The 14585-nt window shown below is 50.5% G+C and carries 16 protein-coding genes; 11 read left to right on the top strand and 5 right to left on the bottom strand.

Going from position 1 to position 14585, the window contains the following annotated elements; all coding sequences use genetic code 11:
• Positions 1 to 10 precede the first annotated feature (10 nt).
• Complete coding sequence (locus HNO53_RS13125; protein ID WP_086508802.1) at positions 11 to 307, bottom strand: integration host factor subunit beta; 297 nt, start codon at positions 305 to 307, stop codon at positions 11 to 13.
• A gap of 201 nt (positions 308 to 508) precedes the next feature.
• Here HNO53_RS13125 and HNO53_RS13120 point away from each other — a divergent pair, with 201 nt between their 5' ends.
• Positions 509 to 802: an FAD assembly factor SdhE gene (locus HNO53_RS13120; protein WP_209472750.1), complete on the top strand. Its 294-nt coding sequence runs from the start codon at positions 509 to 511 to the stop codon at positions 800 to 802.
• Complete coding sequence (locus HNO53_RS13115; RefSeq protein ID WP_209472748.1) at positions 762 to 1154, top strand: hypothetical protein; 393 nt, start codon at positions 762 to 764, stop codon at positions 1152 to 1154. The genes HNO53_RS13120 and HNO53_RS13115 overlap by 41 nt, the downstream gene beginning before the upstream one ends.
• Positions 1155 to 1186: 32 nt before the next feature.
• On the opposite strand, the gene nadB is transcribed toward HNO53_RS13115, so the two are convergent.
• Positions 1187 to 2788, bottom strand: coding sequence for an L-aspartate oxidase (nadB, locus tag HNO53_RS13110; protein ID WP_209472746.1), 1602 nt, complete (start codon positions 2786 to 2788; stop codon positions 1187 to 1189).
• Positions 2789 to 3160: 372 nt separating this feature from the next.
• Between nadB and HNO53_RS13105 the strand changes: the two genes are divergently transcribed.
• Positions 3161 to 4801, top strand: a complete 1641-nt coding sequence (locus tag HNO53_RS13105) for a tyrosine-type recombinase/integrase (protein ID WP_209472744.1) — start codon at positions 3161 to 3163, stop codon at positions 4799 to 4801.
• Between the two features lie 116 nt (positions 4802 to 4917).
• Here the strand turns inward: HNO53_RS13105 and HNO53_RS13100 are convergent, their stop codons facing one another.
• On the bottom strand, positions 4918 to 5457 hold the full coding sequence (locus HNO53_RS13100; RefSeq protein ID WP_209472742.1) for an N-acetylmuramoyl-L-alanine amidase: 540 nt from the start codon (positions 5455 to 5457) through the stop codon (positions 4918 to 4920).
• 368 nt (positions 5458 to 5825) lie between these two features.
• On the opposite strand from HNO53_RS13100, the gene HNO53_RS13095 reads away from it, so the two are divergent.
• The 3 genes from HNO53_RS13095 to HNO53_RS13085 all read left to right on the top strand — a co-directional run bounded on the left by HNO53_RS13095 (position 5826) and on the right by HNO53_RS13085 (position 9178).
• Positions 5826 to 8168, top strand: coding sequence for a DEAD/DEAH box helicase family protein (locus HNO53_RS13095; protein WP_209472740.1), 2343 nt, complete (start codon positions 5826 to 5828; stop codon positions 8166 to 8168).
• A 378-nt stretch (positions 8169 to 8546) separates the two neighbouring features.
• Positions 8547 to 8933 (top strand): hypothetical protein, encoded by a 387-nt coding sequence (locus HNO53_RS13090; protein ID WP_209472738.1) that lies wholly within the window; start codon positions 8547 to 8549, stop codon positions 8931 to 8933.
• On the top strand, positions 8930 to 9178 hold the full coding sequence (locus HNO53_RS13085) for a hypothetical protein (protein ID WP_209472736.1): 249 nt from the start codon (positions 8930 to 8932) through the stop codon (positions 9176 to 9178). Before HNO53_RS13090 ends, HNO53_RS13085 begins: the two co-directional genes overlap by 4 nt.
• 572 nt (positions 9179 to 9750) lie before the next feature.
• On the opposite strand, the gene HNO53_RS13080 is transcribed toward HNO53_RS13085, so the two are convergent.
• Both HNO53_RS13080 and HNO53_RS13075 read right to left on the bottom strand, forming a co-directional pair.
• Positions 9751 to 10821 (bottom strand): site-specific integrase, encoded by a 1071-nt coding sequence (locus HNO53_RS13080; RefSeq protein ID WP_209472734.1) that lies wholly within the window; start codon positions 10819 to 10821, stop codon positions 9751 to 9753.
• 838 nt (positions 10822 to 11659) lie between these two features.
• The gene (locus tag HNO53_RS13075) at positions 11660 to 12265 is read right to left on the bottom strand and encodes a VRR-NUC domain-containing protein (protein WP_209472732.1); all 606 of its coding nucleotides are present in this window, start codon (positions 12263 to 12265) and stop codon (positions 11660 to 11662) included.
• Between the two features lie 191 nt (positions 12266 to 12456).
• On the opposite strand from HNO53_RS13075, the gene HNO53_RS13070 reads away from it, so the two are divergent.
• From HNO53_RS13070 to HNO53_RS13050, 5 genes are all read left to right on the top strand, one after another.
• Positions 12457 to 12822: a hypothetical protein gene (locus HNO53_RS13070; RefSeq protein WP_209472730.1), complete on the top strand. Its 366-nt coding sequence runs from the start codon at positions 12457 to 12459 to the stop codon at positions 12820 to 12822.
• A 250-nt stretch (positions 12823 to 13072) separates the two neighbouring features.
• Positions 13073 to 13381: a hypothetical protein gene (locus HNO53_RS13065; RefSeq protein WP_209472728.1), complete on the top strand. Its 309-nt coding sequence runs from the start codon at positions 13073 to 13075 to the stop codon at positions 13379 to 13381.
• A gap of 75 nt (positions 13382 to 13456) precedes the next feature.
• On the top strand, positions 13457 to 13729 hold the full coding sequence (locus tag HNO53_RS13060) for a hypothetical protein (protein ID WP_209472726.1): 273 nt from the start codon (positions 13457 to 13459) through the stop codon (positions 13727 to 13729).
• A 189-nt stretch (positions 13730 to 13918) separates the two neighbouring features.
• Positions 13919 to 14113, top strand: a complete 195-nt coding sequence (locus tag HNO53_RS13055; protein WP_209472724.1) for a hypothetical protein — start codon at positions 13919 to 13921, stop codon at positions 14111 to 14113.
• 21 nt (positions 14114 to 14134) lie between these two features.
• Positions 14135 to 14575 carry a hypothetical protein gene (locus HNO53_RS13050; protein WP_209472722.1) on the top strand — a complete coding sequence of 147 codons (441 nt, stop codon included), beginning with the start codon at positions 14135 to 14137 and terminating at the stop codon, positions 14573 to 14575.
• Positions 14576 to 14585 lie beyond the last annotated feature (10 nt).

Below are 14585 nucleotides of genomic sequence, written 5' to 3'. Positions count from 1 at the left end.
GACGAAAGTGTTAATAACCGAGGGCGCGGCTGGCATTGACCTGCTCGCGGAGCTCCTTGCCAGGTTTGAAGTGTGGCACGAACTTGCCCTCCAGTGCGACCGGTTCGCCGGTCTTGGGGTTGCGGCCTACGCGAGGCTCCCGGTAGTGCAGGGAGAAACTACCGAATCCCCTTATTTCGACCCGTCCGCCTTCGGCCAGCGTGTCGGTGATATCGTCGAGTATCAGGCGAACCGCAGATTCGACTTCCTTGATCGAGAGCTCGGGCTGGCGCATGGCGATCTGTTCGATCAACTCGGATTTGGTCATCGGGTCATCTCCAGGCGTATCCTGGTCCGGTGGGACCTGGGTGGCATTCTTGTTCTCCCGTCAGCATACTGCTCAAACCGAGATAAAACAACGCACTACGACCATGGTCAAGAGAATAGAGGCAGTGCGGGGCGAAGCGCTGCCCCATTTCGGCGGCTCCGGTATACTGGTGACTCATTCTTTCTACCATCGAGGTCGACGTTGAGCGAAGCGAATACTCCCGATGCTGCTGCCTTGCGCAAGCGGCTCTATTGGCACTCCCGGCGCGGAATGTGGGAGCTCGACCTGCTGCTGATTCCCTTTCTCGAGCACTGCTACGATCAGCTTGGTGCCGACGATCAGGCAGCCTACCGCGCGTTGATCGAGGGCGAGGATCAGGACCTGTTCGCCTGGCTGATGCAGCGCGAGGAGCCCGAGCCGCCGTTTCGTCGCATCGTCGCGCTGATTCAGGAACATGCCGAGAACGCCGACAACGATCCGCGTCGCCCCGTCTAGGTTGGCCTGGGGCTGTCAGTGGCTGCTGGCGCTGGCGGTTACCGGTGCCGTGCTTGTCCATGCTCCCGACTGGCTGACGCTGCCGGCCGTGGCGTGGCTCCTGGCGCTTGGTGTGTGGCTCTGGCGGGGTCAACCGCGGGGGGAGTTGCTGATGCAGCCGGAAACCGACGGTGGCTGGCGCTGGTCATGGCGGCAGGAGGCGGCCGCCGAAGCCGTTCCCGTCAGGCTGCGTAGCGTCTACCTCGGCCCTTGGTTGATTGCCCTGGACATTGACCAGTGCCGGACCTGGCTATGGCCCGACAGTGCCTCGCGCGAGTCGTTGCGACAAGTGAGGCGCGCCCTGGCTCGCTAACCTATCGCGGAGCTTCGGGCGGGGAAAGAGGTTCAGGTGGCAAGGTCAGCCAGGCGCAGGCGGGATGGGCTGGGCGTCAGGCCGCTTTCGGTATGGTGCGGGCAGTCGGGGTTGAAATGCAGGCCGCGCGACTCGCGGCGTTGGCGGGCTGCCAGTACGGTCAGGCGAGCCAGCCTCACGGCGAGCCATAAGCTTGCCAGCGCCGTATCGGGTGCGGCATGCACCATGGCGGCATGCACCTCTTGGCTCAGCTCGCTCAGCTTGCGCGCGGCGGCTTCGAGCCCTGCGTCGCGGCGCACGATGGCCACGTGGTGGCTCATGATGTCGCACATGGTCGTGCGCCACTGCTGGACCTGCTGACCCTTCACCTGTTCCGTATTCGCGCTTTCCGCCATCAGTAGTGGCTGAGTGGAAGGGGCTTGGCTTGTTGCCAGCGTGGCGGCACAGCTGCGTGCATAGACCAGGCACTCCAGCAGCGAGTTGCTGGCCATGCGATTGGCGCCGTGGAGTCCCGTGCACGCGACTTCGCCAACGGCGTAAAGATGCGGCACGCTGGAGCTGCCGTCGAGGTCGGTGGCAATGCCGCCGCAGCTGTAATGAGCGGCAGGCACGACCGGAATCGGCGCTTGGGTAATGTCCAGCCCGCGATTCAGGCAGTGGGCTTGGATCGTCGGGAAGTGGTGGCGTATGGCCGTTTCGCCGAGGTGGGCCACGTCCAGCCAGACGTGCGGCGAGCCGGTACGCTGCATCTCGGCGTCGATGGCGCGAGCGACTATGTCGCGGGGCGCCAGTTCCGCACGCTCATCGAGCTCGGGCATGAAGCGTCGTCCATCCGTGCTGTAAAGCCGTCCACCTTCACCTCGAACCGCTTCGCTGATCAGGAAGGGCGGGCCGTCTGGGTCGTAGAGACAGGTCGGGTGAAACTGCTGAAACTCGAGGTTCATCAGCTCGGCGCCTAGCTCGGCGGCCATCATCATGCCTTCGCCGCTGGCCGGGTGCGGGCTCGTGGTGTGGCGATAGAGCCCGCTGGCGCCGCCGGTCGCCAGTACCGTATCGCCGGCCAGCAGTTCCTGCAGTTCGCCTCGTTCGTTGAGGCAGCGGGCGCCACGGCAGCGTTGCTGGGCATCGGCCAGCAGGCCGATGGCGACGAGATCGTCGCGAATGGTGATCGCCGGGCTTGCCTCGACGTGGGCCTTCAGGGTGTCGAGTACGGCACGCCCGGTGGCGTCTTCGGCATGGATGATGCGACGGGCGCCGTGCCCTCCTTCCCGGGTCAGGTGGTAGGGATAGCTGGCGCTTGGGCTGTGGTCGCGCGTAAACGGCACGCCGAGGGAAAGTAGCCATTCGATAGCGCCAGGCCCCTGTTCGACGGTGAAGCGCACGGCGCGTTCGTCGCACAGGCCATCTCCCGCCACCAGCGTATCCGCGACGTGCGCGTCGAAGTTGTCCTGGGGGGAGAGCACCGCGGCAATGCCGCCCTGGGCCCAGCGGCTGGCGCCCTGATCGTCGCTGGCGGGGCGAACCAGGGTCACGCGGCGCGTCTCGGCGACATGCAGGGCCAGGGTCAGGCCGGCAACGCCGCCGCCGATGACCAGAACGTCATGTTCGCTACGAGTCGGACGAATTGGAGACATGCGCACTCTCGCTGAGGCTTGTTGCATCAGCCAGCATGCCGCAATGGTGTCCAACAGGATAGGGAAGCGAGGGGGACGGCGAAGAGCCTGGTGCCCGGAGCCGGGCTCGAACCGGCACGGTGTTGCCACCGAGAGATTTTAAGTAACTCACGCTGGTATCCAAACCCTTGTAAACCCGAAAGACCCAATCCGACACCAGTGGCTAACTAGCTGAAATTAAACAAAAAGGGCGTTAGCCCACCTAATCTGCGACAGCATTATTTTTAATAGAAAATAAAATATCGTCGCAGAATCCCCACAAAACCTGCTATGCTAGCGCCATCTGCGACAGGTCTGCGACAGCATCAAAACAGGGTACGGGGGACGCGAAGCATGCCGAAAAATAACCACTTGCGCAACAAAACGGCAACGGGCTACGAGAGGGCACCTGGACAGTCCAAAACCCCAGTGGTTGACGTAGAGCTGAATAAGCATTTCCTTACAGGTCTCGACAAGGAGCTGCGCGAAAGAGATCCCGTCTATACGGCATATACGTCCATCACGTACCGCGAAACCCGCGACGATCATGCTCAGGTCTGTATCCGCGTAACGACCACTCATCAGGCAGCTTGGGTCATTCACTACCGCCCGCGCCCAGGTGCATCGGAGCGAAGCTACAAAATCGCCAGCTTCGAGGACATCGACCTCAAGCAAGCCGTGAAGCTGGCAAAGGAAGCTCGCATAGCCATCAGTGAGGGCAAGCACCCTAAGGACGCGCAGCGGCAAAAGGTAGCCCTCGAAGGCCCGACACTAGCTCAGTGCCTCGAAGATAAAATCCGAGAGCGCGGAATCAGACCAGAACGACCGAAGGGGCTAGCTCAATCGACAGTCAAGACCCATCGCAAGCACATGCGCATCCTCGAAAGCTACGGTCTCGCCAACAGGCATATGACGACGATCACCAGCTATGAGGTGCGTCAGGTTCATGACCAGATTCCTAAAGACGTACGCAAGCGCGGGGCGAAGCGAGGAGAAGGGTACGCGACAGCGGCCAAGGTAGTGAACCTAATCAATGAGCTGTACCGCTTCGCTGAGAAGAACTACGAGACCGAAGACCTTCCACCTCAAAAGATCATTACCCACAACCCCTGCGACCCTCTCAAGGCCACAAAGACGGTCGGCTCGGATCACCGCGTCAGAAAGGCTAGTGACAGAAGTATACGCCAAGCCGAGCTAGCACGGTTCTGGACAGTCCTAGACGGTCTCAAGGACTACGAACCCGACCGGCACAACAAGAATGTAGCCTCCCACATCATTGGCCGCGCTTACCTTATGTTTATGCTCATGACAGGGATGCGTGGCGGTGCCTTGTCTAACCTAAAATTCCGCATGTACAAGCCTCAGGAAAAGTCGCTATACATCGTTGGTGACGACAAGTACCTGATGAAAGCTGATAACGACTTTATGCTGCCCCTTAGCGATGAAGCAGCCGACATCATCGAGGACATGCGCAGGCGGCACGGAAATTTTTCAGAGTTCATATTTCCCAACCTAACCGGCAAAAAGGGCGCAGCCATAGGCGTACCAGACTGGACAAGGTGGGTACGGGAGCGCGTACAAATCGACTTTACTCCTCACGGCCTACGGTCCACTTATATTACTTGCGCCGAGTCATGCAAGGTGCCAGTTAACATATATAAGCAGCTCGTTGACCACGGCAACCAGCCGCAGGATGTAACATCAGGCTATACACGCTCAGAAATTGAAACGATGCGATTCTACGCTCAGGCAATCACTGACTTCATTCTTGAAAACGCGGGAGTCAAGCGAAAGCCAAAAGAGAAGGTTTTTACCGCTGACGCCAACCCTTTCAATATAAAGGATGAGCTACATGCTGAGATTCAAAGCCTAGCAGAATCAGCAAACAAATCGGTGCGCGACATGTACGAGCAATGCATTAAGCTCGGAACCTTTGCACACAAATACCCCGATATGCAAGCAAAACAACTGCTCGAAATGATAGCTATGTTTTAGTGTAAACTATGAGCACAAAAAAAGCCCCGCTAGGATATGGAATTAGGCATCCTGGTTGGGGCTTTGTTTATGGGGTTTTGTGTGCAAAAGGTTTGTGGTTGTTACGAGGGGCCACCTTATTGCTTGAGGACGGCTTCGTACCAGTTTTGCGGCTTTAGCCAGTCTTCAGGGACACCTCTTTTCCAGTCATGCGTACGCCACCAGTCAGGGCGATACTCGCAAGCCAAGGAAAGCTCTATATAGTCCCTGTATGCTCTCCAGTCGAAGCAAGGGCAACCCCTAGACAGGTAACCACTAAATCCATTGTGCCCCATAATATGAGCATCTGGATGAGTCTCCTTAAGCTTAGTAATAAGGTTAGTAAGTGCTATGTACTGAGCAGCAGTGAAATTATCTTCAGGTTCTTTTGTGCCAGTTTTAAGGCCGCCTGCTAAGCAAATGCCAATGTTGTTTTTATTGTGCCTTCCAACATGTGCACCCTGAACGTTGTCAGGTCTTCCTTTTTGTACAGTTCCATCCCGCTTAATAAAGTAATGATATCCAACATCTCGCCAGCCCTTTTGGTTAACGTGTACATCTCGTATCCATTCAATGTCAATGTCCATGGCTGGGTAAGTAGCGGAAGCATGAATAGTGAAATATTTAATATGGTTCATTTATTATTGTTCGATTTAATTAAATTATAACATACAAATAAAAACCCCGCATCGGCCAGAAGGAGGAAGAGAGAGAAGGCCGAGCGGGGAAAAAGGAGACTCACTACCTTTACCACACTTTTATTATAACACTATATATAGTAGCTATACAATAAGTAAGGGCTAATTAGATACAATATATTGAAGTAATAATATTAAGGCTAACAGGTTGGATAAAAGTCAAGACTGCAAATGGTGGCTTTGAATTGTTATAATAGTATTTCGCAAAGCAAATAATCACATCCCATCTTATTTACTAAATACGATAATTAAGGGGTTGCATTATGTGCACTGATATAATAATATAAGAGGTAAGGAAGAGAAACAAAATGAGAACTATCTACCAAACACAACTACCACATAAAATCATAAGGGAAATCGAAGAAGACGCAACCCTATTCATTTCAGCACGCTTTAACGAGAAAGCCCACATAGCAGCAGAGCCATCCGACCTTCTTAGCGTCGTCAGGTTTCACAAGGAAAATTTCAAGGCTAAAACTCACGTACTGGCCGAAACAAAGGCAGACGCTACAGCAGCCATCGAAGCCTACAGCGATTTTACCTATGCTGGCGAAAGCTACACTATTAGCGACTACAAGGCCGACCAGCTGCACCTGCTTAAGCTAAAATTTTCTACTAATAGCTCCGCTGACAGCATCGCTCGCAGCTACATTGCTTCAGCCATCCGCAAAAACGGCGTCCGCACCTCAGCTGAACAGATCAATGCCAAGCTAGGCGAGACAGGAGCAGAGTTGAGCGACTACATATACACGCAAGCCCAGCGCACCTACGATAACATTACTGCTAAAACAAAGTCTATATTAAGCGTTACTAGCACTGATGGCATCGACGTGCGCCGTATCACAAGCAAGGACGACATTAGCGTAGACGAAATCCTGGGTGGCGGAATATTTATTAATAGAGCTGTCACTGGCTTTGGCAAAACAGAAAAGGCAGTCGAGGCGCTGATCCGAGGCGGGCGCGGGCTGTACGTCGCTCATAGGCGCTCTATCGCTCGCTCGAACGCTCCCTTCGCCCAGCATTACGAATCTATTAAGCCAGGGTCAGAGGCCGAGATTCGCACCCTGAAAACCGTGGTCAACTCGATTGCTAAGCCTCAGGTACAGGAGTTCATTCACTGCTCAAAGCTAGACGTATTGGTTATCGATGAGGCGGCCCAGACACTCAGGCACATCGCAAAAGGATCGTTCGACGGCAAAAACGACCGCGTAACCGCCTACGAAAAACTAAAAGAAGCCGTAAAAAAAGCACGTGTTGTTTATGTGGCAGACGCTGACACCTCAGACTTCGTAATTGACTTCATTAGGAGTGCTAGAAAGGATCTGCACGGAAACGAAAAAATTGTCATGTTCGAATCAGCACGTGAGCTTGGCGTAGAGGCGGTCATCGAGGATTTTGAGGAAGCTCAGGCAGCAGCCGTCCATACGATTTACAACGGTAGGGCATTCGTCGCTTGCGACAACAAGGCATTCGTCCGTAAGCACGTAGCCAAGGCACGGAAGGAAGGCATTGAGGGTGTTTTGGGGCTGACAGCTGACAACATCGAGGACTACCAAAGCCTGATCGCGAATCCAGACGAGCTACGCGAGTACAGCAGCTTCATGTTCTCACCGGCCATAACCTCATCAGTCTCAATTCTGAACGGCGGCTACACAGGTCACTACGGGCTATTTTCAGGGGTTATCACAAGCGGGGATGCTGTACAGATGCTACGCCGCGAGCGCACAGCAAGGGCCTTTACGGTGGCCGCCAAGCCGAACGATGAAGTATTTCTAGATAATGCCTCAGAAATCCTAGCGCGTAACGACGGTATTAGCTCAGAATTTGATATGTTCGCTGCACGCATCGAAGCTGATGACAACTTCATACGCAACAACATTACTACCACAATAGCTACGGCTCTTGAGCTAGCAGGCTTTAAAGTCACAGTGGGCAATTTAAGTAACGAAAAACAAAAGGAAGAAGCTCGTTCAATCAATGCTAGCGCAACACAAATCGAATCAGCTGAGTATAAGGAAGAGTTACTAAATGCTGTTCCTGCGACCCGCGCTGATATTCGCAACGCAAAAGAGAACGGCGAATCAACAGCGGAGACAGCTATCCAAGTGGAACGTGCTAAGCTTGAAAAAGCTACAGGAAAGACCGATATCACCATGAGCGATGTAAAAGCTTGGAAGCGCGGTGCACTAGCTCAGCAAGTCAAAAATGTAGAGTTAGCACGTATGACTGAACAGCAAGCAAACGTTAAGACCTATAACGAGAAGAAAAAAATCCGTGCTGCCCGAGATCGTTTTGACTATGCATCTCATCGCGAAGCTCTGGCTCTGGTGCTTGCTACGCTTAATATTGACCCGCAGACACTGGAAGGAAGCTTCACAACGCAGGATGCGGACAAGCTAGGCGAGATCCTGCACGCCAGCCGAGAGAGCTTCAACCGCTTAACACTGCGCAAAAAGCTTCGTAAGCAAAAGCCAGCCAGCTTTACACGCACAGCAAAGGACATCCTTAAGGAAATGGGTCTGGACACGGACAAAGGCAGAACTACCCGCGACGGCGACAGGATGACCAACACCTACAGCGTCACCTCCGAATCGGCCCAGCGCATGGTGCAGTACCTAGCCAACCGCGCCGCGCAGAACTTGACAATTTAATAAAATGTAAAATATACTGCCCTCGAAGCTTACCTAAGCCAAGGGGGCAGGACATGTTGCAGGAATACATGCTTAGCTCAGGACATAAAATAGTCATTAATACCATGGGTAAGCTAAGTAACGACGACTTTAAACATATCCCTGTAGAAGTGGAGGTAACCAAAGAGAAAGATAGTTATCTTGGCTTCTTTTTTATGCATTATCGCTTTTACTCATTGTGCTTGCATGAACTAACAATGCACGATCTATTCTTATTATTTTCATATTACGAATTTTTGAAGCAGTTAAGGAAAAATAGTCAGGCACCCGAGAACGAGATTATAAAATGCATAGCATCGTTCTCGGAAAAAGTCCAGCGCAAAACGAGTGAGCGTTAATATGTCCTACGAAGTAAAGTACCACCTGCATGGCAACGGCCATAATCACAACGTGGTGATTAAAACAGATCCACGGCAGTTCAGAGGCGACATTCGCGTAAAATTTAAGGTCGAGATAATCATTACTGACCTAACACGGATGGAAAATGCTAAATTCGAGTTTACTACAACACATCGATTTAGCACCCGAACCTTGGCCGAAATCGTGACAAAAGACCTTCGTATGATTAAGCGTTACATGGTGCTACAGGAAGAAATCCGAGAGCTGGAGGCATACCACAATTACAGTCACGCCGCTATTATGGGTTGCATAAAATCGTTTCTGGCGCACCTGGATAACGTTATCGAGGCGGACGTAGGCCAGAAGCTAGCAGGCAACACCAAATGATGATCGAGCTGAAAAGGCATGGCGAATCCCTCACTATCTATGTAGACGACGCCTGCCTTAAGGTTCCCGACTACTACGCAAAAAAGCCCTTTGCCTGCCTGACCCGGTGCCAGCGCCGTGAGCAACTGCAACACGACCTACATATGGCCTCGGGCTGGCTTGCCCCTGCAATCCACATAGACGCTATCCTAGCCGCAGCTGACGCCCTGAACGACGGATGGACAGCCAAGGGGGAGATCCAATGAGCAGATACGAGACATCCCTGCCAGCATCAAAATAACAAATCACTGCCTAGAACTTTATACCACATATGGGCACATAACAGCGGATACAGCACAATATATAGCTAAGTGCTTAGTGGGAGGTTGATATGCGTGACCCTGACATAGTGGTGATTGAGCGCAAGGGGCGTCACTGCATTTTTCACATAAATGAGAGCTTCGCATATCTAGAGCTGCACAACTTTTACACGCACCTTCGCCCATACAACATGTGCTACTACCGCACGCGCCTATATCGCTTCCTCAGAGCTTCTGGCAGTCAGGGCTTGGGAAGGCGTACTGATGAGCTACTGCTAACAGCAAAGCGTCTCAAGGCCTGTATGTGCTACGCCTAGCTATGCGCACAAAACCAAGAATGTGAGCAAAAGGGGTGTTGGCACCAAAAATACTGGCTGGCGTGACGAGAGCGATAAAAATCCTTGGCTGGCGATAATTTTTTGCGGGCATTGAAAGGGCGAGGTGCTGGGGTTGGGCTGGGGTGGTGTTGTGCGCAATGAGGGGTGGACCCCGGACGACGCCGGGGTAGCTGGTGGGGGCTAAGGGCTGTAGGAGGGCTCGGTCTTGATGTAGTCCCGGTTGCGTATGGCCTCACCTATGTCAAAGTTTTGACCCGCCTTGCCGAAGCGCTCGCCTATGTTGTCCTTCACCTGGGCTATGGTGTCGGCGTCTACCTGAGGGATCTCCGCGCTCACTGATCCTGAGCGGAAGTGGCCATAGCTGGAAATGGAGCTGGTGTTTTTGTGCCCCATGATCGCCGCTGCAACTATCCTGCCGCCTTCAGTCTGGTACAGCTGCCGCTTGAGGTTCGAGCCAAAGGTGTAGCGCAGCGAGTACAGGCAGAAGTGCTTCTCGGTCGTGTCAAAAATCTTGCGTGAAGCCCTGTGCAAGCGCATCTGGGCGGCCTTGATGCGTAGCTCATCCAGATCCCTAGCCCGGTCTATGGCGGCCTGTAGGGAGGCGTTGTGGGCTACGGTCAGCGTCCTATCGAGTCCGCGAGCCTTGGATTTGTTGCGCTCGCCGATGAGAGTCTTTTTGCTGCCGTGGATCTTCACTGTAATTTCTTTGCCGTCGTTATTTATAAGCTGCAAGCGCTCAGCTTCGGAGGGACGAATACCTAAGCACTTGGCAAGAACGATAAGATCGAGTGAGTCCTGATCATTATTATCCTGGCAATGCTTAATAATGTCTCGCATCACATCATCCGTTACTTTTACTAGACGGCGACTTTTCTTAGTATTGTGGGACCTGTCAGAAACAGGGGCGGGGTTATCAAGCTTGGCGACTTCGCTAGCATATTCGCTTAACCCAGCAGCACGATACATTATCGTCAATGCTCTACGAAGCTTGCGCCAAGAGTCACTTGTTTTTGAGTAAGCCGTAGACTTAAGGGATAGCATAATAAGCCTATGGTTTTCGTCTAGCATAACCTTTAGCTCTTTTTTTGTTTTAATACTCGCCATTTTTGTTACTATTACGCTATTAAGGAAGGCAGAGGCATCACCTAAGTAGCTATAATAAGTCTTTTCTTTTAATACATCTTTTTTATGGTCTTTCGAATACTTGTTATATGTTTTAAATAGTTTTTCATTAAATCTCTTGTTGCTCATTATTATTCTTCCTTCTTATTTATAAGTATAGCATATATTGCAAAAGATAAATACTATCAGCGAATAAATAAAGTGGGAAGTTAAGGAAATAACAAAAGATATAACAAGAAAGTGCGCATTAATTAGTATGGACCAGGGCTGGCCCAGGTTGGGCCAATGTGACCCACGGTGGGCCAAAGGTGACCCAGCGAATGCAATTATGGCCTAAATCCTTTTTAACCTCGCTCAGCGCCAAGATAATCACACTCAGGCAGTGCCACACCTACCCATGCTCGCTCTCGGGTGGAGCGACCACCTGCCACCTTCGCTCTCCATGCTTGCGGTATCCTCGCATTCCTACTCTCGGCGACAGCGACCCCTCAGCGCCCTCGCTCTCTGTCCCTGCGCAAACCCCGCTTGGGACGAGAGCTTCAAGCCCCTCACGGCTCGCGGGTCGGGCTGCGTATTTCAGGACTCGCTTAGGCTCGCTGAAATACTTGTGGCTTGTCGTCCCTTTTGTTGACACGTTGTTCGACTCGCTCCGCTCGCTCCAACTTTGTAAACAAAAGCTCCTAAAGCCATACACCCTCCCCATACTCCCACTCTATATATTGCTACTTTTCCTTCGCTTCGCTCAGTCAATCCACAATATATGGTAGGAGTATGGCACCCACTAACCCCAACCCCAAGCTCCCTCCCTCGAACCTATACTCGCTGTCGCTCGATAGGCCCTCCTTCAGTCACGGCTTTTCCCTCCAGCTCGCTCACGCTCGCTATCGTCCAAAGCCCGCTACGCGCAGCTCGCTTACGCTCCCTGGCTCCGCGTAGCCCGGTCCCTGATACATACCCTCTCTATTGGTCACAATGAATCAGGTATGTGCACATCTTTTGTATCTACGGTCTCAGTAATATCTATCGATGTGTGCGCCGATTCTTCACCAACCAAGATCTTCTCTTGCTGTTCCTTGGATATTTTGACTCGGACGACCTTAACAGGGTATCCATGTTTTTGTAGTAAGCCGAGCCTTACTTTTTGCCAATAGCTCAGCCTTGATGTGTTCACCTTAATTTCTATCGCTTCGTATTGTCCGTTTTTTAAGCCGATAAAGTCATATCGACCAGGGTGTCCAGCCGGGAATGTCTTTTTGAGTGCCTTGCGATTAGCATCTTTCATACGCTCGGCTTCTTTTCTATCTTTCTTCATCATTTCGAAAACAACAGGTCCAGGGTAGGGAAGGGGATCTTGTTTATTGTAGTCGGTCCAACATTGCTGGATGTAGTCCGATATTTTCTGGTTTATTTTTAAAAAGGCTTCAGCTGTCTCGTCAGTCGCTTCTAGCTTTTTACGGCTTGCATAGTCTCGACTAACACCAAAAGCAAATAGCTCATATCCCGTCTCGACCAGATATTTTTCAGCCAGTGCTTCGCCTGCGTCGCCAATCATGTCGTTCTTTGTAAGTGCCATAGCTCCTCCTTTTTGCGGCATTGTACCTACAGGATGGGCAGGAAACAATGTGCACAAAACCTTATGCAAACAAGCAGGGGCAGGTGTTGTTGTCATAAAGGTATGGTGCCAAATGGGGTTGGTTTGTTTGCAACTAGTGCTATATATAGATAAATAATATGTGTTATAATATAACAAAAGGGGAAGTAGTTATGAGTAAAATAATAAAAGACGAGGCTATTTTGAGCGACGAATTTTTGTTTAATACTGTCAAGCTGCACCAGCTGGAGGAGGCTGTGGCACGCCTTGAGGGAGCAAGAATTAAGCATGAGGCGAAGCTGGACGTATGCTATATGCTGATGAAGGAAGCAGCTGATGGTGATGAAGACGCGGTAAAGGCACTAGCATACAGCATAAAAATGACAGCTAAGCACGTACGCCAAAGCATAGCCAGGAAGCCCAGGCACGCTCAAATGCTTAAAAATATCGCACTTGACGCCAAGAAAGTTAAAGATATGAAAGTGGGAACCTATCGAGCCTTAGAGCCATTTGCAACGAAGTATTTTGAGGAGTTTTAAAATAATACTTGAGCTGGCCGCTGCTTAATAATACAATATAAGGGTAGATAGCATTAAACATTTCTCCTTCTTTTGCCCCGGCCCCGAGCTGGGGTTTTTCTTGTCTGTGCTACTTGTATGTATTTTTCTTTTGGTTAGGGTTTTTAGGAGTAGCTAAGGGTAGGGCTGATTAGGGTATTAATGACTATTTTTGGCTGTTGCACATAATGCCCTGGCTTGGTAATATAAGTATATAAAGGAGTGAATATTAATGATTAATGCAACGAAGGAAACAGCTACTAAGAAAGACGTAATAAATTGCATGCTCAAAAGCGGCGCAAAGCTAGATCCGAATGGAGGCTTCTACAGGACTTGGCCGAATAGCGCAGATTTTATGGGCCAAAAGATGATCTTTACCGAAGCTCTTAAAATCGGACTAATACAAGTAATGGCCGACGACTCTGTTTGGCTCTACAACCAGCAAAAATACAACTATAGCAAGTATGCTAGCACCCAAGCCAAAGTGTATGAAGATTTTGATAAGCTCGCAACCGACATAAAAAATAATTTAATAAAATGAATGTTACCTATTGCACTTAGTGCCCAATCTTGATATTATAAAAGTATAGTAAGACAACATTAAAGGAGAAGAGAAATGACTAACTACAACATAGAATTAGATAACGCTACAGCTGAGCAAATGCTTTACGATGAGCCGGAATGGGACTGTGGCGTTGGCGATGCAAATATTGTAATAAAAGCTAAAGACGGCCAAGTATATTCTGACCTAATAAGCTACGAGATGAACTACGATACGCGCAACATTACGCTAGCCGACCACAACATATCGGATATAAAAGAAAAATTTGGCGATGACGATGACCTTATTCGGAGTATCGCAGAAAAGATAGAAGACTATTACGAATAAATACCTCCCCGTCGCAGGGCGGGGAATATAATAAACCACAAAATAAAAGGAGCAAGGGAAATGAAAAAGAGAATAACCAGAATCAGGATGAATAACGGGGACCAAGTATTTATGGGCGGTCCAGGCGAGCCACCAACATTACTAGCCCGAGGAACCCGCGAGCCGACATTTAGGCCCAGGAAGACTGCTATGAGCACATCACGCCTTGTTGCTGGCATAGCTTGTGCTGCATGCGTAGCCATCGCTTTTGGGGCTTATGCGGTGGTGGAGGCTAACGTGCACCACAGCGGAGGCGTAGGGGCAGGACTGCTGGCAGCACTGGTGCCGGGGGCTCTAGCACTGACCATCCTCGTTGAACAAATACTAGATATTAATAAAGCTTAAAATAAAGAGAGGGGAATCAAAATGTTTACAGAGAAGCAGTTAAGTAAAATAGCTGAATGCGATGTGTCAATTATTGGGAAAAAAATAAATAAGTATAAGAAAGCAACTGTTCTAACAACTGAAGATATTAATTATATACGAAGTGAATTTGATATAGCAAAAGCAAGATTGGCAAAAGAAACAGAAGCTAAATATCTAAATAGATCAAAAGAAAGGAGAGAGTTAGGTAGTGACAGATATGTTGTTAGGGTAGAGAAGTCCAATATTTATCATAATTACATTGCTTATGTTTTAGATACATGCCTAACAGATTCAGTAACGGATAAAAGTAAATGGGAAGTAATGTGCCAAGGCAAATCGATAAGTAGAGCAAAAAGAATAGCTGCCGCACTAAACAAAATGGAAGATCTGAAAAATCCGAGCGAAGAAAATAAACTTATAATCAATATTAATAAAGCGTAAAATAAAAAAA

Origin of the sequence: Billgrantia antri (assembly GCF_017868935.1) — a bacterium.
In the GTDB taxonomy this organism is placed as follows: Bacteria; Pseudomonadota; Gammaproteobacteria; order Pseudomonadales; family Halomonadaceae; genus Halomonas; species Halomonas antri.
The sequence above is the reverse complement of the archived record's forward strand: the minus strand, read 5'-3'. Positions and strand labels throughout refer to the sequence as shown.